This is a genomic window from Williamsia sp. z71, assembly GCF_059553375.1.
This window is the reverse complement of the sequence record NZ_JCANWX010000003.1, coordinates 445,722-466,579: the sequence shown is the minus strand read 5'-3', so window position 1 is coordinate 466,579 and position 20,858 is coordinate 445,722. Positions and strand designations below refer to the sequence as shown.

At 65.1% G+C, this 20,858-nt stretch carries 19 protein-coding genes; 9 read left to right on the top strand and 10 right to left on the bottom strand.

Annotated features, from left to right (window positions below; all coding sequences use genetic code 11):
* The first annotated feature begins 21 nt into the window (after positions 1–21).
* Positions 22–1,056, top strand: a complete 1,035-nt coding sequence (locus AC51GR_RS10350; protein WP_496324538.1) for an LCP family protein — start codon at positions 22–24, stop codon at positions 1,054–1,056.
* Between the two features lie 4 nt (positions 1,057–1,060).
* Here the strand turns inward: AC51GR_RS10350 and AC51GR_RS10345 are convergent, their stop codons facing one another.
* A complete protein-coding gene (locus AC51GR_RS10345) occupies positions 1,061–2,554 on the bottom strand; it encodes an alanine/glycine:cation symporter family protein (protein ID WP_496324537.1) in 1,494 nt (497 codons plus the stop codon).
* 182 nt (positions 2,555–2,736) lie between these two features.
* Here AC51GR_RS10345 and AC51GR_RS10340 point away from each other — a divergent pair, with 182 nt between their 5' ends.
* From AC51GR_RS10340 to AC51GR_RS10330, 3 genes are all read left to right on the top strand, one after another.
* Positions 2,737–3,165, top strand: coding sequence for a MarR family winged helix-turn-helix transcriptional regulator (locus AC51GR_RS10340; RefSeq protein ID WP_496324536.1), 429 nt, complete (start codon positions 2,737–2,739; stop codon positions 3,163–3,165).
* Entirely contained in the window at positions 3,149–4,567 is a 1,419-nt protein-coding gene (locus AC51GR_RS10335) for an MFS transporter (protein WP_496324535.1), read from the top strand. The genes AC51GR_RS10340 and AC51GR_RS10335 overlap by 17 nt, the downstream gene beginning before the upstream one ends.
* A 358-nt stretch (positions 4,568–4,925) precedes the next feature.
* Positions 4,926–5,465 (top strand): ferritin, encoded by a 540-nt coding sequence (locus tag AC51GR_RS10330; protein WP_496324534.1) that lies wholly within the window; start codon positions 4,926–4,928, stop codon positions 5,463–5,465.
* 82 nt (positions 5,466–5,547) lie between these two features.
* On the opposite strand, the gene AC51GR_RS10325 is transcribed toward AC51GR_RS10330, so the two are convergent.
* From AC51GR_RS10325 to AC51GR_RS10305, 5 genes are all read right to left on the bottom strand, one after another.
* A complete protein-coding gene (locus AC51GR_RS10325; RefSeq protein WP_496324533.1) occupies positions 5,548–6,462 on the bottom strand; it encodes a DUF5926 family protein in 915 nt (304 codons plus the stop codon).
* Between the two features lie 9 nt (positions 6,463–6,471).
* On the bottom strand, positions 6,472–7,257 hold the full coding sequence (locus AC51GR_RS10320; RefSeq protein ID WP_496324532.1) for a glycerophosphodiester phosphodiesterase: 786 nt from the start codon (positions 7,255–7,257) through the stop codon (positions 6,472–6,474).
* Entirely contained in the window at positions 7,254–8,330 is a 1,077-nt protein-coding gene (locus AC51GR_RS10315; protein ID WP_496324531.1) for a DUF4328 domain-containing protein, read from the bottom strand. The genes AC51GR_RS10320 and AC51GR_RS10315 overlap by 4 nt, the downstream gene beginning before the upstream one ends.
* Positions 8,327–8,689, bottom strand: a complete 363-nt coding sequence (locus AC51GR_RS10310; RefSeq protein ID WP_496324630.1) for a rhodanese-like domain-containing protein — start codon at positions 8,687–8,689, stop codon at positions 8,327–8,329. The genes AC51GR_RS10315 and AC51GR_RS10310 overlap by 4 nt, the downstream gene beginning before the upstream one ends.
* A gap of 409 nt (positions 8,690–9,098) precedes the next feature.
* A complete protein-coding gene (locus AC51GR_RS10305) occupies positions 9,099–9,968 on the bottom strand; it encodes a S49 family peptidase (protein WP_496324530.1) in 870 nt (289 codons plus the stop codon).
* 73 nt (positions 9,969–10,041) lie between these two features.
* Between AC51GR_RS10305 and AC51GR_RS10300 the strand changes: the two genes are divergently transcribed.
* From AC51GR_RS10300 to AC51GR_RS10280, 5 genes are all read left to right on the top strand, one after another.
* A complete protein-coding gene (locus tag AC51GR_RS10300; protein ID WP_496324529.1) occupies positions 10,042–10,785 on the top strand; it encodes a VOC family protein in 744 nt (247 codons plus the stop codon).
* A gap of 150 nt (positions 10,786–10,935) precedes the next feature.
* Positions 10,936–11,730, top strand: coding sequence for an ABC transporter ATP-binding protein (locus tag AC51GR_RS10295; protein WP_496324528.1), 795 nt, complete (start codon positions 10,936–10,938; stop codon positions 11,728–11,730).
* A 9-nt stretch (positions 11,731–11,739) separates the two neighbouring features.
* Entirely contained in the window at positions 11,740–12,501 is a 762-nt protein-coding gene (locus AC51GR_RS10290) for an ABC transporter permease (protein ID WP_496324527.1), read from the top strand.
* A gap of 15 nt (positions 12,502–12,516) precedes the next feature.
* A complete protein-coding gene (locus AC51GR_RS10285) occupies positions 12,517–13,326 on the top strand; it encodes a MerR family transcriptional regulator (RefSeq protein WP_496324526.1) in 810 nt (269 codons plus the stop codon).
* A 107-nt stretch (positions 13,327–13,433) separates the two neighbouring features.
* Entirely contained in the window at positions 13,434–13,913 is a 480-nt protein-coding gene (locus tag AC51GR_RS10280) for a hypothetical protein (RefSeq protein ID WP_496324525.1), read from the top strand.
* Positions 13,914–13,918: 5 nt separating this feature from the next.
* Here the strand turns inward: AC51GR_RS10280 and AC51GR_RS10275 are convergent, their stop codons facing one another.
* From AC51GR_RS10275 to AC51GR_RS10260, 4 genes are read right to left on the bottom strand one after another with little or no spacing between them, the layout of a single operon-like run.
* Positions 13,919–15,001, bottom strand: a complete 1,083-nt coding sequence (locus AC51GR_RS10275; RefSeq protein ID WP_496324524.1) for a winged helix DNA-binding domain-containing protein — start codon at positions 14,999–15,001, stop codon at positions 13,919–13,921.
* Between the two features lie 13 nt (positions 15,002–15,014).
* Positions 15,015–18,479: an ATP-binding protein gene (locus AC51GR_RS10270; RefSeq protein ID WP_496324523.1), complete on the bottom strand. Its 3,465-nt coding sequence runs from the start codon at positions 18,477–18,479 to the stop codon at positions 15,015–15,017.
* Complete coding sequence (locus AC51GR_RS10265; RefSeq protein WP_496324522.1) at positions 18,476–19,276, bottom strand: DUF4194 domain-containing protein; 801 nt, start codon at positions 19,274–19,276, stop codon at positions 18,476–18,478. The genes AC51GR_RS10270 and AC51GR_RS10265 overlap by 4 nt, the downstream gene beginning before the upstream one ends.
* Positions 19,273–20,823: a DUF3375 domain-containing protein gene (locus tag AC51GR_RS10260; RefSeq protein WP_496324521.1), complete on the bottom strand. Its 1,551-nt coding sequence runs from the start codon at positions 20,821–20,823 to the stop codon at positions 19,273–19,275. The genes AC51GR_RS10265 and AC51GR_RS10260 overlap by 4 nt, the downstream gene beginning before the upstream one ends.
* Positions 20,824–20,858: the final 35 nt, after the last annotated feature.

Below are 20,858 nucleotides of genomic sequence, written 5' to 3'. Positions count from 1 at the left end.
CAGCGCCCCCCGCCGCCGGTCATGGCCTACAACCGTCAACCTCCCAAGCCGCCGGCGGGACCACCGCGCCGGGTCGATCCGGGACCACCGGTCCCGCCGGCTCGCAAGCGGCGACGTCGGCGGCTCCCGATCCTGCGCACGTTGATGATCCTGCTGCTCGTGATGGTGCTCGGCACGGTCGGGCTGCTGGTCTACTTCGACACCAAGCTCAACCGGGTGGACGCGTTGTCCAATTACGGCGGCCGGGTCGCGAGCAGCGCCGGAACCACCTGGCTGTTGGTCGGATCCGACTCACGTGAAGGACTGACCGACGCCGAGCGCGCCGCCCTGTCCACCGGTGACAGCGAGGGTTCCCGGACCGACACGATCATGCTGGTGCATTACGGGTCAGGCGGGAAACCGATGATCATCTCCATCCCCCGCGACCTCTACGTCGACATCCCCGACAACGGTGCACACAAGATCAACGCCGCCTTCTCCATCGGCGGACCACAGTTGTTGGTGCAGACCATCGAAACCAACACCGGATTGCGGATCGACCACTACGCGGAAATCGGGTTCGGCGGCTTCGACAAGATCGTCGACGCCGTCGGTGGCATCGAAATGTGCCTGGACGCACCGATCAACGACCCGCTGGCAGGGATCAACCTGCAGGCCGGCTGCCAAACCCTCAACGGACGTGAGGCACTGGGCTTCGTCCGCACCCGCGCATTTGCCAACGCCGACCTCACCCGCGTGGTGAATCAGCGGAAGTTCATGGCCGCGCTGATGCAGAAGGCGACCAGCGCCTCGACGATCCTGAACCCGTTCCGCTTCTGGCCTCTGGTCAACGGTGTCGTGGACTCACTGACCGTCGACAAGGGCGATCACCTCTGGCATCTGGCGCGGCTCGCCTGGGCGCTACGCAGCGATCCGATCACCGTCACCACCCCGAATGCCGGATCGGTCTTCACCGACGACGGCGATTCACTGGCCTGGGGCGACAACACAACCCAGTTCTTCAAGGCCATCGCCGACGGCGACAAGGTGCCGCCAGAACTGCTTCAGACGAGCTGAGCGGCTAGCCGATACCCACGTCGGCGGCCTGGCGTTCGTTTCGCTTCTCCCAGTAGGTCGCACCCTTGATGTCGAGCGCGATCGGATCGAACTGTGGATCGAGGCCGGACTTCTTCTGCCGTTCGTAGTCGACCAGTGCGATCAGCGCTGGTTTCTGGATGATCAGGATGGCGATGATGTTGAGCCAGGCCATCATCCCGACACCGATGTCGCCGAGCATCCAGGCCCCCTCGGCCGTCGAGACCGCGCCGTACGCGGTGGCGACCAGGAACACCAGCTGTAACACCCGCGTCGCGACGGGCAGTACCGACTTGTTGCGGACGCCGCGCAGCAGATAGTTGATGTTCGTTTCAGCCATGTAGTAGTAGGCGACGATGGTGGTGAAGGCGAAGAACGCCAAGGAGATCGCGATGAAGCTCGCGCCCGCACCGGACCACAGCGTGTCGAATGCAGCCTGGGCAAAACCTGGCCCGGACTCGGGTTCGGCCCCCTGCCCGAATCCGTCGGTGATGACCTCGCCGTCGGTCGAGCCGCCCTCCCAGACCGTGTACATGCCGGTCGACAGGATCAGGAAAGCGGTTGCGGTACAGACGAACAGCGTGTCGATGTAGACCGAGAACGCCTGCACCAGACCCTGCTTGGCCGGGTGTGACACCTCGGCGGCGGCCGCGGCGTGCGGGCCCGTTCCCTGCCCGGCCTCGTTGCTGTAGATGCCGCGTTTGACGCCCCACTCGACAGCGAGACCGACCACCGCACCGAAGCCTGCCTCGAGGCCGAAGGCACTGGCGAAGATCAGGCGGATCACCTCGGGGACCTCACCGATGTTCACCACCACCACAACCAGGGCGATCAGGATGTAGGCCGCCGCCATGAACGGCACGACGATGCCGGCAAAGGACGCGATCCGCCTGATGCCACCGACGACGATGACTGCCAAGAGAATGCTGATGCCGAGGGCGACAACCCATTTCGAGACACCCCAGGCATTGCCCATCGAGGCGGTGATGCCGTTCGACTGGATGCCCGGCATCAACAATCCGGTCGCCATGACGGTGACGGCGGCGAACAGCAGTGCATACCACTTCTGTTTCATGCACTTCTCGATGTAGTAGGCCGGACCACCGCGGTACATCCCGGCCGCGTCCTTCTCCTTGTAGATCTGGCCCAGCGTGCACTCGATGTAGGAGGTCGAGGCCCCCAGAAACGCAACGGTCCACATCCAGAACACCGCGCCCGGACCACCGAACGCGATCGCCGTTGCCACCCCGGCGATGTTCCCGGTGCCCACCCGACCGGCGAGGGAGAGCGAGAGTGCCTGGAACGACGAGACACCCGACGGCGACTTCTCCCCTTGAAACATCAGCCGTAGCATCTCCGGGATCTGCCTGACCTGCACCAGCCGGGTGCGGATCGTGAAGTAGACACCCACCGCCAGACACAAGTAGACGAGTACCGGACTCCACACCCAGCTGCTGATCGTGTCGAGCATGTCGGTCACGCGCCGCCTCCTGCCGCGCACATGCCGGTACTGCGCGCATTCTTGTTGTTTGGTTGACGAACACTAAACCAGATCGACCAGTTGCAACCCGCGTGAGGTCGAGTCGGCAAAACCCCCGCCAGTGACGAACACAACCAAAATTGATCAACTAGATTGATCAATCTGGTTGTAGAATTTTTGGCGTGTCTTCCACCCGGTCCACTGCCCAGCAACTGCGCGCAGCACTACATCCGCTCTGGCGCAGACTCACCGCCGACCGGACGATCTCGGTCGGCAAACTGGGCATCCTCGGATATCTCGCCAAACACGGCCCGACCACGGCATCCACATTGTCCGCAGCCGAAAAGGTGACCCCCCAGGCGATCACGACAGCCGTACGGGAGATGGAAGGGCTCGGACTCGTCGCCCGCACCCCGGATGACAGCGATCGCCGCCGGATCTGGATCGAACTCACCGACACCGGTCGCGCCCGACTCGCCAAAGAGCGCGCAATCGGCGCGGACTGGTTACAGGAGGCGATCGCAGCGCGCCTGACCAGCGAGGAGGAGAAGACCCTGGAGGCCCTGATCCCGATACTCCACAAGTTGGTGGCCGATGATCGTGTCAACTGAACCGACGCCGTCCACCGAAACCTCGGTCCACCCAAGACTGTTGCCGGCGTTGGTTTTTGCCGCTCTGACCACCGCCGTGGTGAGTTCGCTGGGCATGTTGCTGGTCCCCACCATCGCGCACGAGTTCGAGGTCGAGGTGAGCACCGCACAGTGGATGCTCACGATCAATCTCCTGGTCGGCGCGATCTCGACACCGATCATGGGCCGGCTCAGCGATGGCCCTCACAAAAAGCGGCTTCTCCTCGCCTCTCTCGCCTGCATTCTCGTCGGTTCGGTCCTGGCTGCCACCGCACCGAACTTCGCCGTCTTCCTGCTCGGCCGGGCGCTGCAGGGGTTGAGTTACGGGATCGTTCCGGTGACCATCGCCCTGGCCCGGCGCTATCTCGCCGAAAGCAATGTCCGCGCGGGGATCTCGAGCCTGTCCGTCACGGTGTCAACCGGTTTGGGTGTCGGCTATCCACTGACCGGAATCCTCGCCTCGACCCTGAACTTCCGTTTTGCCTTCTGGTTCGCCGTGTTGTTCCTGGTGGTCGCACTCGCGGTGGTCTGGCGGATCGTGCCCGCCGGCCCCGATACCCGAGCGCCGCACATGCCCTTCGACTTCACCGGCGCGATGCTCATCGGCCTCGGGTTGTCCTGCCTGTTGCTGGCCATCAGCGAAGGCGCCAAGTGGGGCTGGGCCTCGCCGTGGACGATCGGATTCTTCTGCGCCGCAGCGGTTGTGCTGTCGGTGTGGTCGGTCGCCGAACTCAAGACCGCGCACCCCCTGGTCAACCTGCGCGTCCTTCGCAACGCCGAAGTCCTCGTCGCCAATGGCACCGCCATCGGACTCGGCGCAGTCATGTACATCGGCTTGTCGATCGTCAGCCTCATCGCCCAGGCGCCGACGTCCACGTCGTACGGAATCGCGATGCCGCTGTTCTGGGCCGGATTCGTATTGTTACCGCTGTCGGTCGGCAGCTTTGGCGCAAATCGCCTGGTACGCAGGATCGCCCATCGCATCCGAATGCGCACGCTCCTGCTGGTCGGTGCCGGACTGTTCACACTTTCCAGCGTGCACCTGAGCCTCGATCACAACTCCCTGTGGGAAATCCTGATCGGCACCTTCGGATTCGGCGTCGGGACAGGCATGACCTACGCGGCCATGCCGTCCCTCATCGCCCGCAGCGTCGCGCAGACCGAACTTGGCAGTGCGGTGAGTTTCAATCAGGTACTCCGCACCGTCGGCGGCGCTTTCGGCAGCGCTCTGTCCGGCGCAGTCCTGGCCGCACACATGGGCCCCGATCTGCGTCCGACCGGCCACGGACTCCAGTTGGCCCTCGGAATCGGCGCCATCGGATCGGTCGCCATGCTCGCCGCGCTGGTCATCAACCACGTCATGTCCACTGCACGCGGGAACTGAGATCCCGGCCACACCGCGGTGGTTGTCGAACCCTGAGCGAGAACACGTTTCAGATGGGTGACGGGGCACACAGAATGACGTTCTCACAAGATGCGCGTTCCATCCTCAACCAATGCACCCGCTTTGTGAGGTGCCGTAATATCAATCAGGGCAATGGGTTTCGGTGAAGTCCGCGCCCGATCCTGCTCACACTCCAGGCCGCAACCGTCAAACCGGGTGTGGATGACCTGGTCGACTTCGATCGCGTAAACCGCTGGCAGCCAAGGTTATCCTTCCCTCCGAAGACTTTGGATAAGCCACCCTAAGTAAGGATGAGCTTGGATGACAAGGGCTTTGACCTGTACCTACGCTCGGTGCCATGAGCACCAAACGTACGCATTTCCACGAGCTCCTGCACGACCAGATCCGCAATGAGTTCTCGTCGGCGCAGCAGTACATCGCAGTCGCCACGTACTACGACAACGAAGACCTTCCGCAGCTTGCCAAGCACTTCTACGGCCAGGCCGTCGAAGAGCGCAACCACGCGATGATGATCATGCAGTACTTCCTCGACCGCGACATGGCCGTCCATACTCCGGGCATCGATCAGCCGGAGAACACGTTCGCCGACTACCGCGCGCCGATCAAGCTGGCACTGGCACAGGAACAGCGTGTCACCGACCAGATCGTCGAATTGGCCAAGGCCGCCCGAGAAGAGGGCGACTACCTCGGCGAGCAGTTCATGCAGTGGTTCCTCAAGGAACAGCTCGAAGAGGTCGCCACCATGCGCACCCTTCAGACCGTCGCGCAGCGTTGCGAGGGCAACCTGTTCGACCTCGAGAACTTCATCGCCAGGGAGATCTCGTCGGCCGCAAGTCCCGACGTGACCGCACCGGCGGTTGCCGGTGGCAGCCTCTAGTTCCTCCACCACAAAGCGGGCCCGACCGGATCTGATCCGGTCGGGCCCGCTTTGTCATGTCAGCTCTACGGTGTCGCGCCTATCAGCGCAACGTGACCTGACGTGCCCGGATCCCGTCGCGCGACCGACGCTGCTCGCTGGTCAGCTCGGCGTCGGTGGCCAGGGCCTCGTTGAGCAGCTCGTTGAACCGCTCGGCGCCCGCGGTCCATTCCTGGGCATGCAGTTCGCGGTCGAGGTCGAACACCGGGACGAGTAGTCCATGGGTGCGGAACGAGCCGGCGAAGCGCGACCCCTCACCCAGGGTCAGGCCGCCGGCGGCATGAACGCGGGCCAGGGCGGCCATCATCTCGTCTTCGTCCTCGGGCCGCACCCAGCGCAGATGGGCACGCTCACCGGCGTCGACCCACCACGGTGCGCCGACGAAATCGCCTTCCAGACGCGCGGTCGGCATGATCGCCTCGTTGGCCTGTTCGATCATGGCCTTGATCTGCGGGGCCGGATCGGCCTGCCCTTCGATCCACCAGTTGAAGTTGTCGTGAACGGTGACCGTCAGCGATCCGGCCGGATCGAGCACCTCGGTCAGCGGCTTGGAGTCAGCGGGATCGACCTGCGAAAGCGATTCTCCGGCAGCACTTTCGGTCGCCCACTGAATAGCGGCGGCGAGGGCATGGCCAGGTTCTTCGGGTTCGGGCTGGGTTTGCAACGCGACCAGGCCGACAGTCGCCGAATCCTCTTCGCGTACCAGTGCGGGTCCGGCTCCGGGCAGCACCGTGACCAGCCGGACCGGGTTGGCGCCCGGGGCGATCAGGGGCAGGTCAGCAGTTGCCGAGGCCACGAACGACCGCAGGGCCACCAGGTCGCATTCGGCGGCGAGGCCGGCGAACGGACGGGGGACCTGCGCGACCGCCTCGGCCAGCCGCTCTTTCCGGGCTGCCACCCGCTCGGCGCGATTACTTCCGGGGCGTGGTCCACTGCCACGTTTACTCTTCTTTGCCACGCCCCGAACTTACGCAGCGAGCCAACCCCGGACCCGGTCGGGGTAGTTGGTTGCGATCCATCCGACGCCCAGATCGGCGCAGAATGTGGCGTCGCGGCGTTCGTCGACCGTCCAGCAGTAGGTCGCGCGACCCGCGGCGGCGGCACGGTCGACGGCGTCGGGATGTTCCCGCAGCGTGGAGATCGACGGCCCGATGGCGGTGGCACCGACCGCCGTCGCCGCACTGCCACCGAGAAAGCGTGCGGTGTCGCCCAGCAGAACCGTGGGCAGCATCGGGGCGTTACGGCGGATCCGCCAGACACCAGCGGTGGAGAACGAGATCACCACCGCCCGGCTGTGGTCGGCCGACGCCGGACTCGCGACACCGAATCGCTGCAGCTCGGCCAGCAACAACTGCTCGACCAGCCCGCCGAAACGCACCGGGTGTTTGGTCTCGATGAACAGTCGCACCGGCCGCTTCCAGTCGAGGGTGAGCGACAGCAACTCGGTCAGGGTGAGGATCTGCGCGTGCTGACCAGAGCTGTGCCGCGCACCGAAGTCGTACTCCCGGAGCTGGGCAAGGGTGAGTTCGCTGACCACACCGGAACCGTCCGAGGTGCGATCGATCGTGCGGTCGTGGACGCAGACCAATTCGTGGTCGGCGGTGAGCCGAACGTCGCATTCGAGTCCGTCCGCGCCCTGTTCCAAAGCGAGTTCGTACGCCGCGAGGGTGTGTTCGGGCCGATGACCCGAGGCACCCCGGTGCGCGACGACCGCGGGTCTCTCCTGCCGGACCACCCTCGCCGTGTCACTCATGCCGCGACCACGAACCGCTTCGGAAGCGTTGCCGGCGCCTCCCGCGCCAGGAGTCGGGTGATCGTCCACCACAGTGCCACCGCGAAGCCGGCGCTGAGCAGGTTGGTGACGATCACCAGCAGCAGTGCGTTCGACTGCCACACCAGCGTGTCGGCGAAGATGCGGATGCCGACGCCGGTCGCGACCAGTCCATTGACAACCAGCCAACCCGCCCACAGCCACCACAGGCGTTTGCCGGTGTAGTCGGGCAGCAGGTCATCGCGGCGGTCGAGGAGTTCACGGAAGAACGCCAGGGGCTTGACCAGGTTGAGGACGGGGATCCAACAGCCCAACATGATCTCTTCGGGCGAGCGGGGATCGCGCTGATCGTGCCGGGCATAGGCCGCACGACGCTCCTCCATCAGCCAGCCGGCCAGGGCGAACAGGCACGCCACCATCATGCCGACGGCGGCCACCCCGGTGGCGATGACCGCGGTCCGCGCGCTCACGACCATCGCGTAACCGATCGGGGCGTCCAGGTTGATCACGAGCAGGACGTACAACCAGGTCTGGGCGATTGCGGCGAGCGTGAGCACCCCCGCGGACCCGATGAGCAGCCGCGGCAGCTTCGCCGCCATCCGCTCGATGAACGTCTTCTCCGGCTCGGCCTGATCGGTGAGAGGAGTGTCCACCAGACCCCAACCCGGGTTGTGGTCGTAGTGCGGCGTCGGTGTCGGTTCCGTCGCGACCCGCCGGCGTGGACCGGCCGCTCGCGCCGCCGCCGGAATCGTCGCCACCCATCTCACTGGCCGCTGGGGCCGCTGCGCCGGACGGGGGACCCGGACCCCGGTTGTCCGGGGCGGGACGTAGGTGTGATTGCGCTCGGCCTGCGTCATCGGAGGGCCGGGAGTCAGCGGCGCACCCGCCTGCGGACCGGGAGCCGAACCCGGATGGGCGATCCGGCCGTAGGCATCCAGCGGGGTCAGTGGACCCCCACACCGCGGACACTGGGGCCGACCGGGATCGTGCGGCCCCGCGATGCGGCAGTTCGGGCAGTAGTCCCGGGCCGGTGGTGCGCCAGGTGGTCGGCTCACGGGGAATTCCCCGGGACCGGGCCTGCTCCCCCTGCCCCCGATCCGTATTCGAGCGGTCGACCGGCCTGCGCCCAGGACATCATGCCGCCGATGACGTTCGCTCCCTCGTATCCGCGCTGCATCAGATAACGCAGTGCCCGCTCCGACCGACCACCGGCATGACAGATGACATACAGGTGGGCATCAGGGTCGATTTCGTCGATGCGGGCGGGCACGTCCCCGAGTGGGATGTGAAGGGCACCCGGCACATGGCCCTCCGCCCACTCGTCGGGCTCACGGACGTCCAGCAGAATCGCGTTGGTCTCGCCGACGAAATCGGCCGGCAGCTCGGTCACGGGTACCGAAGGGATTTCCGACATACTCACGTTGACCATGGTGGCATGCACTGCCCCCGAACGGCACCAGCTGGGACTTATGAACAAGTTATCCACAGGGCCTTTATTTTGTTCAATTCCGTGACGAATCCCAGTCAACGATTGAGCATCTGACATGTTATGTCACCAACTTCAACTGAAAGTGTGACCCGAGTCACTCCCCGGAGGGCATTGTGGATAACTTCTCCACAGTTTCCACAGCCTCATCCACAGGTTGAGTGTTTGTCCGCGCGCCCTGAACCAGCACATTAGAAGGTGCCTGTGGATAACTTTCGGTCTGAGTCCATCGGCTACTCACAGGCGATCTCCGGCGACGGCCCACTTATCCACAACCCCACCAGTCACTTCTGCACCACCAGCGGGTTTGCATTCTGGCGCCGGATCAGGGAGCGATCTAGAGCCCGAACCGCATCCATTGCGCCCGGCGCTCGACCGCCGAAATGGTGCCGCCCACGAATCCGTCGACCGCCTCGGCGCTCACACCGGCCACGGTGGTGTCCGCTGCGACACCCCCGGCGAGCCGGGCCAGCAGCGGCTTGGGCGAGGCGATGATCTCCAGTTCGGCATCCGGGAATCGCTCGGCCATCACCGACCGCAGTACTCCGATACCGTCGACCAGTCCGACATCGACCGCCGCACGACCGACCCAGACGTCACCGTTGAACAGGTCCGCGTCCGGCCCCACGAGTTTTGTCCCGCGCCGCTGCCGCACCCAGGTGATGAACGCAGCGTGGAGGTCATCCTGCAGACCGCGCAACCACGCCACATCCTCGGACTTCTCCGGAATAAAGGGGTCGAGCCGGGACTTGTTCTCACCCGCGGTGTGGACGCGACGTTCCACCCCGACGCGGCTGATCAGGTCCTGCAACCCGAAACCGGACGAGACCACGCCGATCGAACCGACGATCGAAGTGTGCGCGGCATAGATCTCGTCGGCGGCGCAGGCGATCCAGTAACCACCCGAGGCCGCGACGTCCTCGCAGAATGCCAGGACACGCACACCCTTCTCCGACGACAACTGTCTGATCCGCTCCGCGATGTACTCCGACTGCGTCGGCGATCCCCCGGGCGAATTGATGACCAGAACAACTGCTTTGAGACGTTCTGTCTCGAATGCCCGCGTCAGGTTCGATTCGAGGTTCTCAGCGGTCAGCCCACTGCGGCCGGGCCCGATCCCGCCGATGATTCCCTCGAGGCGCACCACTGCAACCTTGTCGGCGTGCGCCTTTGCCACCATGCGTGCGATCTTCTTCAACGGACCCATCAGTCCACACTATGCGGACTCGTCCGATGGAATGCCCGGGCAGCGACGGCCCCGAGCCCCCACACTGACCTGTATGACGGTCCGATGGCTTTCCGCCCTCCTCGACTTCCCGCGGGACAGTTTCAGCGACGAAGTGACGTTCTGGCGGGCGATCGCCGGCAGTACCGTGTCCCCGGCGCGTGGCGCCCACCGGGAGTTCGCCTCACTCGAACCTTTCAACGGTGACCCACACCTGCGGGTCCAACGGCTCGAATCCGGCGACGGCGGCGTCCACCTCGACCTCCACGTCGACGATCTGCGCGAATCGATCGACCAGGCGAGGGCGCTCGGCGCCACCGTGGTCTCGAAGAACTCCGATGTGGTGGTCCTGCGATCGCCGGGCGGTTTCGGTTTCTGCCTGGTCTCCTGGCAGGGCGAGAGCCGCCGCTCCCGGCCGATCCGCTGGCCGGGCGACACGATCAGCATCATCGACCAACTCTGTATCGACATCCCGGCTGCCGACTACGACACCGAATGCGACTTCTGGGCGGCGCTGACCGCCTGGCCGTGGCGACAGGGGTTGCTGCCGGAGTTCCGCAACCTACGGCGCCCCGATGACATGCCACTGCGCATCATGTTGCAGCGCGTGGAATCGCCCCACACCGGCGGTCATCTGGATCTGGCGAGCACACACCCAGAGGAAGAGGTCGCCCGTCACGAGGGATGGGGCGCCAAAGTCATTGAGCACCATCGTTTCTGGACCGTGATGGAAGACCCGATCGGACGGCGTTACTGCATCACCCATCGTAATCCGCGGTCGGGAAACCTGGCGCAGTGACGCACGCCGGCGACGTCTTCTCCCCCATCCACGATCGAACAACGCGAGCCGTCTGCATTTCCGCTTGACCCTGACGCAGGGTCAACCCTCCATGCTTGCCGTAGGAGCTCCCATACCGACGGAATCTGCTCCTACGAAAGGAGATAGACGGTGGTCTCAGCAGCGACGGTGACCGGTGCGGCGATTCGCGTGCACGGGCTCGCGAAGTCATTCGGGAAGCTCGAGGTCCTGAAGGGCGTCGACTTCGAGGTGGCGGGGGGCAGTATCCTCGCGCTGCTCGGCTCGAACGGGGCGGGCAAGACGACCGTCGTGAAGATCCTGTCGACACTGCTGGCGGCCGACGCGGGGACGGCCCACGTCAACGGCTTCGATACCGCGTCGCAGGCCGATGATGTGCGCAAGTCGATCAGTCTCACGGGTCAGTTCGCGGCGGTCGACGAGATCCTGACCGGTCGGGAGAACCTGGTCCTGATCGCGAAGCTTCGCCACCTCGAGGACCCAGGTGCAACGACAGAAGCACTCCTGCAACGCTTTTCGCTGTCCGGAGCGGCCGGGCGAAAGGTCTCCACGTATTCGGGTGGTATGCGACGCCGCCTGGACATCGCGATGAGCCTGATCGGTGATCCGCCGGTGATCTTCCTGGACGAGCCGACAACCGGGCTCGACCCGGAGGCGCGTATCGAGGTGTGGGACACGGTGAAGAGCCTCGCCGGGCGCGGCACGACGGTTCTGCTCACAACGCAGCATTTGGAAGAGGCCGAGCATCTCGCCGACCGGATCGCGATCCTGCATCAGGGGCGGATCATCGTCGACGGCACCCTCGCCGAACTCAAGGCTCTGCTGCCGCCCACCAAGGTCGAGTACGTCGAGAAGCAGCCGACGCTCGAAGACGTCTTCTTCGCGGTCGTCGGCGATGAAGCCCGCAACCACTCGACGTCCCGGTAAGGAAGATCAATGGTCACCCAGTCCATCGCCGACACCGCCGTCCTCACCGGACGCACCTTGCGTCACGTCACGCGCAGCATCGACACCATCATCACCACCGCACTCATGCCGGTCGCCTTGATGCTGATGTTCGTCTACGTATTCGGCGGTGCAATCGACACCGGTTCGGTCGAGTACATCGACTACATGCTGCCCGGGATCCTGCTGATCACGGTCGCCTCGGGTATCTCCTACACCGCATTCCGGCTCTTCCAGGACGTCCAGGGTGGAATCTTCGAACGCTTCCGATCCATGCCGATCGCCCGGTCGGGTGTGCTGTGGGCACATGTTCTGACCTCACTCGTCGCCAACGTGATCTCGTTGGTGATCGTGGTGGGCGTGGCCCTACTGATGGGGTTCCGCTCAGACGCAGGCATTCTGGCCTGGCTCGGGGTGATTGCCATCCTGCTGCTGTTCACCCTCGCGCTGACCTGGATCGCGGTGATCCCCGGCCTCGCCGCGACGACGGTGGAGGGTGCGAGCGTGTTCGCCTACCCGCTCATCTTCCTGCCGTTCGTCAGCTCGGCGTTTGCGCCGACCGAGACCATGCCCGGACCGGTGCGCTGGTTCGCCGAGAATCAACCGGTGACGTCGATCGTCAACACGCTCCGTGATCTGTTGGCCGGCGGGTCCGTCGGGGGCGACATGTGGGTCGCAGTGGCCTGGTGCGTCGGGATCGGTGTGATGGCATATGTGTTCGCAAACATCACCTACCGCCGGAAGATCAGCTGAGGCAGGCTGAAAACCATGCTCACCATCAGCCAATTGGCGACCTACGCGGGAGTGACGGTTCGGGCCATCCGCCACTACCACAAGATCGGGCTGCTGCCGGAGCCCGAACGCGACCACTCCGGATATCGGACGTACGACGCCGACGCGGTGGTGACACTGATCCGAATCCACACGCTGGCCGATGCCGGTGTACCGCTGGCCCGGGTGGAAGAACTGCTCGACGCCGACTCTGCGGAGTTCGCAGCGGGTCTCGGGGAGATCGACACAAAGCTGCGCGCCGAGATCCACCGGTTGCAAGAGACCCGCAAGCGGCTCACCAGGCTCGCTGGCGGCGAACACCTGGCGCTGCCGCAGAGTGTCGTGGACTATCTCGACCGGTTACGCGGTCTCGGCGTCGAGGAGCGCTACATCGAGCTTGAGCGAGATGCCTGGATCATGATCGCCGCCCAGGTACCGGACCAGATCGACGGCGCCATCGCCGGGAAGCACAAACAGTTGGACCACCCCGACGTGATGCGCCTCTACAGCCTGCTGAACGGTGCATTCGACTGGCCTGCCGACGATCCACGGATCGACGAGGTCGCCGACATCATCGAGCGACAGATGACACTGGCGGAGGAGGCCGGCGAGGCCGACTTCGAGGGCCTGGACGATCCACTCATCAAGTTGCTGGACGCGACCACATTCGAAGCCGCGCCGGCCGTGAAGGGGCTCCTGGCGGCGCTGGAGGCGCGTGGGTTGAAGGGCTGGACCCGGATGGAACGCGTCCCGGCCGACCGACTGAACACCGATGCATCGCCACGCACCGGTCATTCAGGTGAATGAATGTCGGTCCGGCCGAAACAGTTTCGGCGGGACCGGCGATACACCGAACATTCACGCACGTTTCGAGCTCGACCGGGCTTCACCTCGACACATAGGAGACAGGCACCATGGCTCACCACAACATCCGGCGCAATGCCGCTGCGGCTTTGTTCGCACTTGCCACCACGATCGGAATCGGCACCATCGGTGCCGGACAGGCCTCCGCGGAGACTGTTGTCCCGATGACCCGCTGTTGGGGTCTGAGCCCCTACATCATCGATCAGCCCTTCAGTCCCGCTCGGCTTTTCGTAACCGAGAAAGGTCCCGGGCGCGTGGACGCCGCCGTGCAGGACGTCTCTACCCCGTGGGGAGCCCTCATCCGCAATGGCGGCTATGACTCGGCGGGCCGCCTGGACTGGCGGAACCGCAGCACCGGGCGCGCCGGGACCGCCTTCGACCACGACCGCATCGATGGCTTCGGCGGAGGCCCCCGCTTCGATCTCAACACCGGCGCGGGCACCATCGACTTCACCTTCTCCGCGGTCAACAGCAACGCCCTGTGGGCCATCCCCACGACGTCGTGCTCGGGAACCATGCAGGTCCGGTAGCGCAGTCAGGCGTTGCAGAACGCGGTGAGGCGTTCGCGTTCCGACTCCACACCGCGTTTCTCCGACGCGGGCACCCTGACCAGGTACTCGATGTCGACGGTGGTCTTCTTGCCGTCTTTCACCGGCTTCCAGGTCCCGGCCACGCGGCCATCGACCAGCACGAATCCCGGCGACCTTCCATTGGGGGTGACCAGCTTCTGGAACACTTCGTCATCAACCACCCGCCGGCGATCGGTGCCCTGCGCGACGACGATGTTGTCGAAGGGCGCCACCAAACGAGCCGGTGCGGGCAGTGTTTCGTCGGCAAGGCCCATGCCTGCGAGGTCGAACAGTTCCTCGCCGTCCGGGCCGGTCACCTTGTCCAGCTCCCAGTCGGCTTCCATCGCCTCGACGACGGGACGTAGTCGCGTCATACCCGCCCAGCTCTGAATCCCCTTGATCGTGACGGGGCCGAAGCCGCGCAGATACAGCCGGATGAGGTCTTTGACCGCCTCGTCCCCGGTCACCGCCGACTCGCCCGGTCCACACCAGTCGTCGTAGAGGCGGTAGGTGGTCGTCGCCGAACCCGCCCACGTCCCCCGCGGCGGTACCTGGACCAGCGGCACCAGGCAGCGGACCACGGTTGCCAAAGACGCCGCAACGGCTTCCGGCCAACGCTGCGCCAGGGCGGCGGTGAGATCTTTCACCGAAAGCTCTGTGCCGCTGAGCAACTCACGTCCGTACCGGGCCACGTCGTCGGGATCGGCGCCGGCCAGATGCTTGACGTGGTTGTTCCGCATCTCCCGGTCCATGCTCGCCTGAGCGAGGGGTCGCACCCACCGGGCGTCTTCGGCGTCCATCAGGAACACGGTGCTGCGCAGCAATGCCATCCGCACCACCTCGCGACCGGTCATCAGCTCATCGAGGTCCGCCGGGTCGAAATCGGCCATCCGGGACCACAATCCGTAAAACGCCACCTTCGGGTCCTGGGATTGCAATCCCACGCAGCGATCGATGACGTCGAGCACGTCCTCATCAACCCGCTCGAGGAGGTGCTGCCGCTGCAACAGCGTCCGGTTCCACTGCCGCAAGCTGATCGGCCCGGTCATGGCTCACCCGTTTCTATTTACGACCACCCGAGGTCCGCGCGTCGGCCAACTCGCCGAATGTGGCGGCCCGGGCATCGGAGCGAGCCCCGGTCTCACCGACCTGCTTGTCCACCAGGATGACCTGGCCGATGAAGGGTTCGACGATACCGACCATCCGGATCGGGGCGGCGATGATCAGCTGGAATCCGAATTGTTCGAACGCCCGCAACGACTGCGAGCTGAAGGTCTCGTCGGACTTGCTGAACGCCTCATCGAGCATCAACGGCGCGAAGCCGGGCCTGTGGTCCTCCCCGTGCGAGAGCGAAAAGCTCAGCGCCGCGGCCAGACAGAACGCCACCAGCTTCTCCTGCTCGCCACCGGAGTTCGATGCGGTGTTGCGGTAGGTGTGCACCGGTGGATCGTCCGCGGGCGCACCGGCCGCGAGCTCCTTGCCGTAGAACGTGTAACTGTTGCGGACGTCCAGGACGTTGTCACACCAGCGACGGCTCTCGGCATCGGTCCCGGTGAGCCGGGCCACCAGATCGCGGATCCGATAGAACTGCCGCGCCAGCACCGCTCCGTCGCCGCCCTTGGCGGCGGGGGCATCACGGATCATCGCATCGACGATCTTGGCGAACTCCCGGGACTCATCAGTCGGATTGTGCAGCTGCGCGATCTGCAGATACGTGCCCTCGTTGAAGTCCACGCGGCGCAGTCCGAGGTTGACCTCGGCGATACCGCGGGTGATGCGCTTGTTGGTGTCGGCGATCTCCTTGTACAGATTCGAGACCGAATGGCTGATATCAGTGGTGATCAGCTGCCGGAATCGTTGTTGCGTGGAGGCCAGACCGTGCTCGACCAGGCTGGTGTGGATGGACACCAGATCGGGGGCGAACTCGACGGTGGCACTGAGGTTCGCCGACGCCTCGGGCCATTCCCGCAAGAAGGCCTCCGCCGCCCGCACGACCTTGTTCTCCGCGCCATCGCGCTCGGCATTCGCCTTGCCGACAATCGCTTCGAGTGCATTGCGCAGGTCCGAACGCACCTCGCCGTAGTTGTCCAGGGTCAGCGTCTTGCCGCCCGCGGCCAAGGTCTCGGCGAGCACGCCCGCAAGGTACTCGCGGTCGTCGTCGTCGATCTTGAAGTTCTCGGCCTTGACCTGCTCGAACTCGGCGAACCAGCGGTCCCAGTCAGATCCGATGTGGCCCAGCTGATCACCGAGGGCACCCACGCGCGCCACCGCCTCACGCCAGTCGGCGCGGGCGATCTCCACCTGCTCTTCGAGTTCGGCGAGGTCGACCCGGTTCTCGCGAACGCGATCGATCCGGGCGTTCAGCTCGTCGGCATCGCGGCGGGACGACCACCAGTTGAGCTCGGCCCACGAGGCGTACCCGGCCAGCGCGTCGGCGTTCTTCGCGCGTTCCCGGTTCTGCTCCAACAGATCTCGCTTGTCCTGCGCGGCCTGCCGGGCCTCCCGGTACACCGCTTCGAGATGATCCCGGGACTCTTCGAGGGCGGCTCTTTTGCCGTCGGTGTTCGACCCTAGGATCCACTGGGTACGGTCCGACACGGACCGGCGGTCGTCCTTGCGGAAGCGATCACGACCGGACTTCACCAGGCCCTGCGGTGTCACCGCCAACGGGTGGTTCTCGAGTTGCGCAGGCAGCTCGACGCAGATGTGTTCGGCGCTGTGCGCCACCACGTTCGCCAGCCATGCCCCGGCGGGGTGGCGCTGGTCGACGAGGAGCTTCTCCGCGAGTGATCCCGGGACCGGGACGCTCGGCGCCGGCGCATTCTCTTGGTAGACACGGTATTCGAGGACACCACCGAGGTTTGTCCGGTTGACGAAATCACCGATGGTGCGCCGGTGGGTCTCCGGGACGAGCATCGTCATACCCAGGCCACGGAGCACCCGTTCGGCGGCACCGGCCCAACGTTCCTTCTCGTCGGGGTCCACATCGATCAGCTCGGCGGCGAACGGCAGCTCGTCGGCCGGCACACCGGTGGCCTGCGCGATCCCGTCGCGTTGCCCGAGTACCTCACGGGGCAGCAGCGACCGACGGGTGTTGAGGCTCGACAGCTCTTCGACCGCACCCTCGTATGCACGGCGCGCATCGGTCTCGGCGGCAAAGAACGAGTGGGCCGACGTCGCGAGGCGATCCGCCGATTCCCTTGCTGCCCGGGCGATCTCCGGTGCGCGCAACCTCAGGGCCGCGAACTCGTCCTGGGTCTCCGGTGTTTGTTCGCCGAGTCCGCCGACCAACGCGGAGTAGCGCTCATAGGCCCGGTTACGTGCCGTCACCTGCTGCTCGAACGACTTCAATTCTGATTCCAGGGTGGTCAGCTCACCCTTTTCGGACATCAGCTGATCACGCAGGGACCCGTGGCGCTCTTCGCGTTCGTCGGCCAGGTTCTCCCAATTGGCGACCTCGTTGTCCAGGCGCAACCGGTCGGCGTCGATGCGATCGAGTCGCTCCTGTAGCAACGTCATCCGATGTTCGCGCATGAAGCCACGCATCGGCGGACCCAGCAGCGTTCCGGCCCTGGTGGTGGATTCCTCTGCGCTGCAATAGGTTTTCCACGCCTCCGGGATCGGTCGCAACACCTGTTCCTGCGCATTCGCGCGCGCGGCGGCCTGATAGGCCTCGTCGAGTTGGGTGAAGTTCTCCACCAACCGCTCGGCCTTCGCGTACGTCTCCGGGCGGTCGAGCATGTAGGTCCGGATGAACAGGTTGAGGTCACCGACGTTCTTCATCGCCTTGGCCTTGCCCATCAGCGACAACGCGGCCGACGACTGGCCGATGCCCACCCGCCGGCGCAACGCCTCCTGGTAGGCGCTCTGCACATCGAAACACTCGACCGTCGGATTGTTGGTCCGGAACCGCCTGATGTCGAAGCCGCTCTGGGCCCAGGCGTTGAGCGACAACAGATCCCAGTGCCCGTCGTGCAGCTGGTACCAGGATCGCAGCGAACTGCCGTCGGTCCCCGAACCGGGGAACCACTTGATCGCGACCGCCGTGGTCGCCGACCCGGCACCGTTGTCGTAGGTGGCCGCGATCGCCGACCAGGTGGCACCGTCGGCCCGCAGGTACTGCACCTGCGACTGGTTGTAGCGGTCGTCGTTCTCGGCCCATGCGCCCCGCACGTAGTCGGCCATCGAACGGGCAGCCTTCTTGGCTCCCTTGGCGGTGAGGTCGGCCGAGGCGTTGAAGACCTGATCATAGGTCGGTAGCAGGACCACCGAGTGACCGTCCATCATCGACGACTTACCCGACCCGGACGGCCCGGTGAGCATCACGCCGCGCTCGTCGATCGGATAGTCCTTGTATCCGTCGAAGGTGCCCCAGTTGACCATCTGAATTCTGGTCAAACGGAATTGCCCGATGTTGATCGTGCGCTTGCCGGCCAGTTCGGTCGGCCGGGTCTTGTTTCCGGCCTCCTCGCGTTCAACCGGGCGAGCTCCGCCTGCGGCTTCGTCTTGCTCCAGGATCTCGGTCATGATGTGCGCTCCTGGTCATCGAGTTCGGCCAGGTCGGTACCGGCCTCCTCGTAGTCACCGGCCAGGCGTCGGTACGCCTCCGTGTAGGCAGCCACCTGCTCGGGCCCGAGCAGGGAGGCGATCACCCCCAGCACCACGTAGCGGTCGGTGCCCGGAAGTGCCCGGATGATCTTGCGGGACTCGAGTTGATTGATCGCGGCGTCGATACGTTTGACGAAGCCCGCCTCATCCGTGTCCGATACCGGCTTGTAGGTGAGCATGTGGTCGATGATCTCGCCGCGTTCGACCACCACCGACTCATCGGCACTGGTCAGGTACTTCTGGCGCAGGAACAGGGCCAGCACCGACGCCGCCAGCGTCAGCGTCTGCGCCCGCAGAATGTTGCGCTGCCTCGGATCGTTCTCCGAGACCTGCTTGGTGAACGCGTACTTGTGTTCCCGGTTGATCTCGAGCTGCAGGTTCAGTTCCGACAGCCTCGACCGGATGATCTCCTCGTGGATCTCGATTGTCTTCCAGTTGCGCGATCGAACCGAGACATGTGCTGCGGCAACAAGTTCCTGCAGGGCGTAGCAGACCGGTGCGGGCAGCGCCGAGGTGTCACCCTCGAAGCGTGCGTCGACCCGCGCCTCGCTGATGCTCCCGACCGGCACCGATCCGTCGAATGCGAAGTGAGACAGGTCGACCGGCGGCGCGTCGAAAGCCCCGGGCGTGTCGACGAACAGGTCATCGCCGTCTTGCTGCGCCGGAGTTGGTACTGCGTCCGCCTGTTCGGGGACTTGATCTTCCGATGTGGTCATCGACCTCTCCTGGTAGAACTGGGGGCGGATGCACCGGGGACGGCTTCGGCGTCTGGTTCATCGAGCAAGTGCATCACCTCATGCGGCAACGCCGTGATCGGGTCGGGTAGAGCACTGGTGAAATGCACTGCGGGCAAGTGGATTTCACGCAGGCCGCGAGCAGTGTGGGCGAGCACGGTCACGGTACTGTCGTTGTCGGTGGCACCATGGCGCTGAGCCAGCGACCAGATGCCGACGACGTCACCGGTCCGGGCTTTCGGCAACCGGGCCAGCACCTCGTCGATTCCGGCCGGGCCTCCATCGAGCGCCTCGTTGACCGCATCGGTCAGCGAATGCCAGTCGATCGACTCCACACCCACCAGGTCCACGGGGTTGATACTGATCTCGCCCGCCGTGTCGGCCACCGCACCCGGCGAATCGACGATCCCGTCGTGGAACACCAGTGCGCCAACGGAATTGGTGAACGCAGCACTCATCGGGACCTCGATCCCCATGTCCCGGCCCGGGCCGGCCTCGACGAAGGCGGCCAGGGCGGCCCGCTGGGCATCGGCGATCTGGGCACGCAACGCGCGGTAGTGCAGGAAGTCACCGTCCTTGACGAAGGTGTTGATCCGTCGATAGACCTGCCCGCGGACCTCGTCGACCGCCTGGACCTCATCCCACATCCGGTCGATGAAGCCGGTCAGGGTGTCGAGGAGATCGGGCGGCAGATTCGGCAGCCCGGTGGCGATCCGCGCGATGCTCGACTCCAGATCCTCCCGCAGGCGGTGATCGGCGATCAGTGTGTAGAAGGTGTCGAAGGCCTTGCCCTCGTCGGAGTCGGCCAGCGCGTCATGCCCGTCGAACATCCGGTTGAGCACATCGGCATGCGATCCTTGCTCGGCATCGATGCCCGTGGTCAACAGGGCCCGCGAGTTCTCGCGCATCTTCTCGCCGTACCCGATGATGTCGGCCGGCATGCGCTCGGCGAGCGAACTGACCATCCGGATGTCGTCGAGCACCCGGCGGGTATCCACGACCGGCACCGCACCGGCAGCCAATTCCTCACGACGCCTGGACAATTCGGTGATCTTACGATCGATGTCGCGGATGTGCTCGCCCGGGTCGGGATCGATCGACACCGCGATGTTGGACAACCGCGACATCACGAGTTCGAGCACCGTCTCGGTGGCCACCGTGCGGTTCTGCCGAACTGCCTGCACCTGCGCGATGGCCTGGGTGGCGCCGCGGGTCAGTTGGTAACGCTCGATCGCGGAATTGTTCTGGAGTGTGCGCGCCAGATATCCGGCCCGCACCCAGCGGTCGAGGAGATCTTCGGCCGTGGGCAGTTCCCAGCCACGATCGGTCCAGTGCCCGGCCAGGTCGTCGAGGTCTTTCTCGATACCCGCCGCGAGATGGTCGCCGTCGACCTGTCCATCGGCCAGGCGCGCCGCCATGATCGCCAGGTACGGCACCGCGTTGCGGGAACGCAGGAGCCGTAGCGTGACGTCGCTGTCGGCATTGTCACCGTAGGCGGCATACAGTTGCGCGGCAGTCGGCCGTGCCATGTGTCCCCCTCGGTTCTTTTCACGTCATATGTCCG

What these genes read in the sequence shown, in the direction of transcription:
- AC51GR_RS10350 (WP_496324538.1), top strand. Translation starts at nt 22, where the DNA reads ATGGCCTACAACCGTCAACCTCCCAAGCCGCCGGCGGGACCACCGCGC.
- AC51GR_RS10335 (WP_496324535.1), top strand. Translation starts at nt 3,149, where the DNA reads ATGATCGTGTCAACTGAACCGACGCCGTCCACCGAAACCTCGGTCCAC.
- AC51GR_RS10330 (WP_496324534.1), top strand. Translation starts at nt 4,926, where the DNA reads ATGAGCACCAAACGTACGCATTTCCACGAGCTCCTGCACGACCAGATC.
- AC51GR_RS10320 (WP_496324532.1), bottom strand. Translation starts at nt 7,257, where the DNA reads ATGAGTGACACGGCGAGGGTGGTCCGGCAGGAGAGACCCGCGGTCGTC.
- AC51GR_RS10310 (WP_496324630.1), bottom strand. Translation starts at nt 8,689, where the DNA reads ATGTCGGAAATCCCTTCGGTACCCGTGACCGAGCTGCCGGCCGATTTC.
- AC51GR_RS10305 (WP_496324530.1), bottom strand. Translation starts at nt 9,968, where the DNA reads ATGGGTCCGTTGAAGAAGATCGCACGCATGGTGGCAAAGGCGCACGCC.
- AC51GR_RS10300 (WP_496324529.1), top strand. Translation starts at nt 10,042, where the DNA reads ATGACGGTCCGATGGCTTTCCGCCCTCCTCGACTTCCCGCGGGACAGT.
- AC51GR_RS10290 (WP_496324527.1), top strand. Translation starts at nt 11,740, where the DNA reads ATGGTCACCCAGTCCATCGCCGACACCGCCGTCCTCACCGGACGCACC.
- AC51GR_RS10285 (WP_496324526.1), top strand. Translation starts at nt 12,517, where the DNA reads ATGCTCACCATCAGCCAATTGGCGACCTACGCGGGAGTGACGGTTCGG.
- AC51GR_RS10280 (WP_496324525.1), top strand. Translation starts at nt 13,434, where the DNA reads ATGGCTCACCACAACATCCGGCGCAATGCCGCTGCGGCTTTGTTCGCA.
- AC51GR_RS10275 (WP_496324524.1), bottom strand. Translation starts at nt 15,001, where the DNA reads ATGACCGGGCCGATCAGCTTGCGGCAGTGGAACCGGACGCTGTTGCAG.
- AC51GR_RS10270 (WP_496324523.1), bottom strand. Translation starts at nt 18,479, where the DNA reads ATGACCGAGATCCTGGAGCAAGACGAAGCCGCAGGCGGAGCTCGCCCG.
- AC51GR_RS10265 (WP_496324522.1), bottom strand. Translation starts at nt 19,276, where the DNA reads ATGACCACATCGGAAGATCAAGTCCCCGAACAGGCGGACGCAGTACCA.
- AC51GR_RS10260 (WP_496324521.1), bottom strand. Translation starts at nt 20,823, where the DNA reads ATGGCACGGCCGACTGCCGCGCAACTGTATGCCGCCTACGGTGACAAT.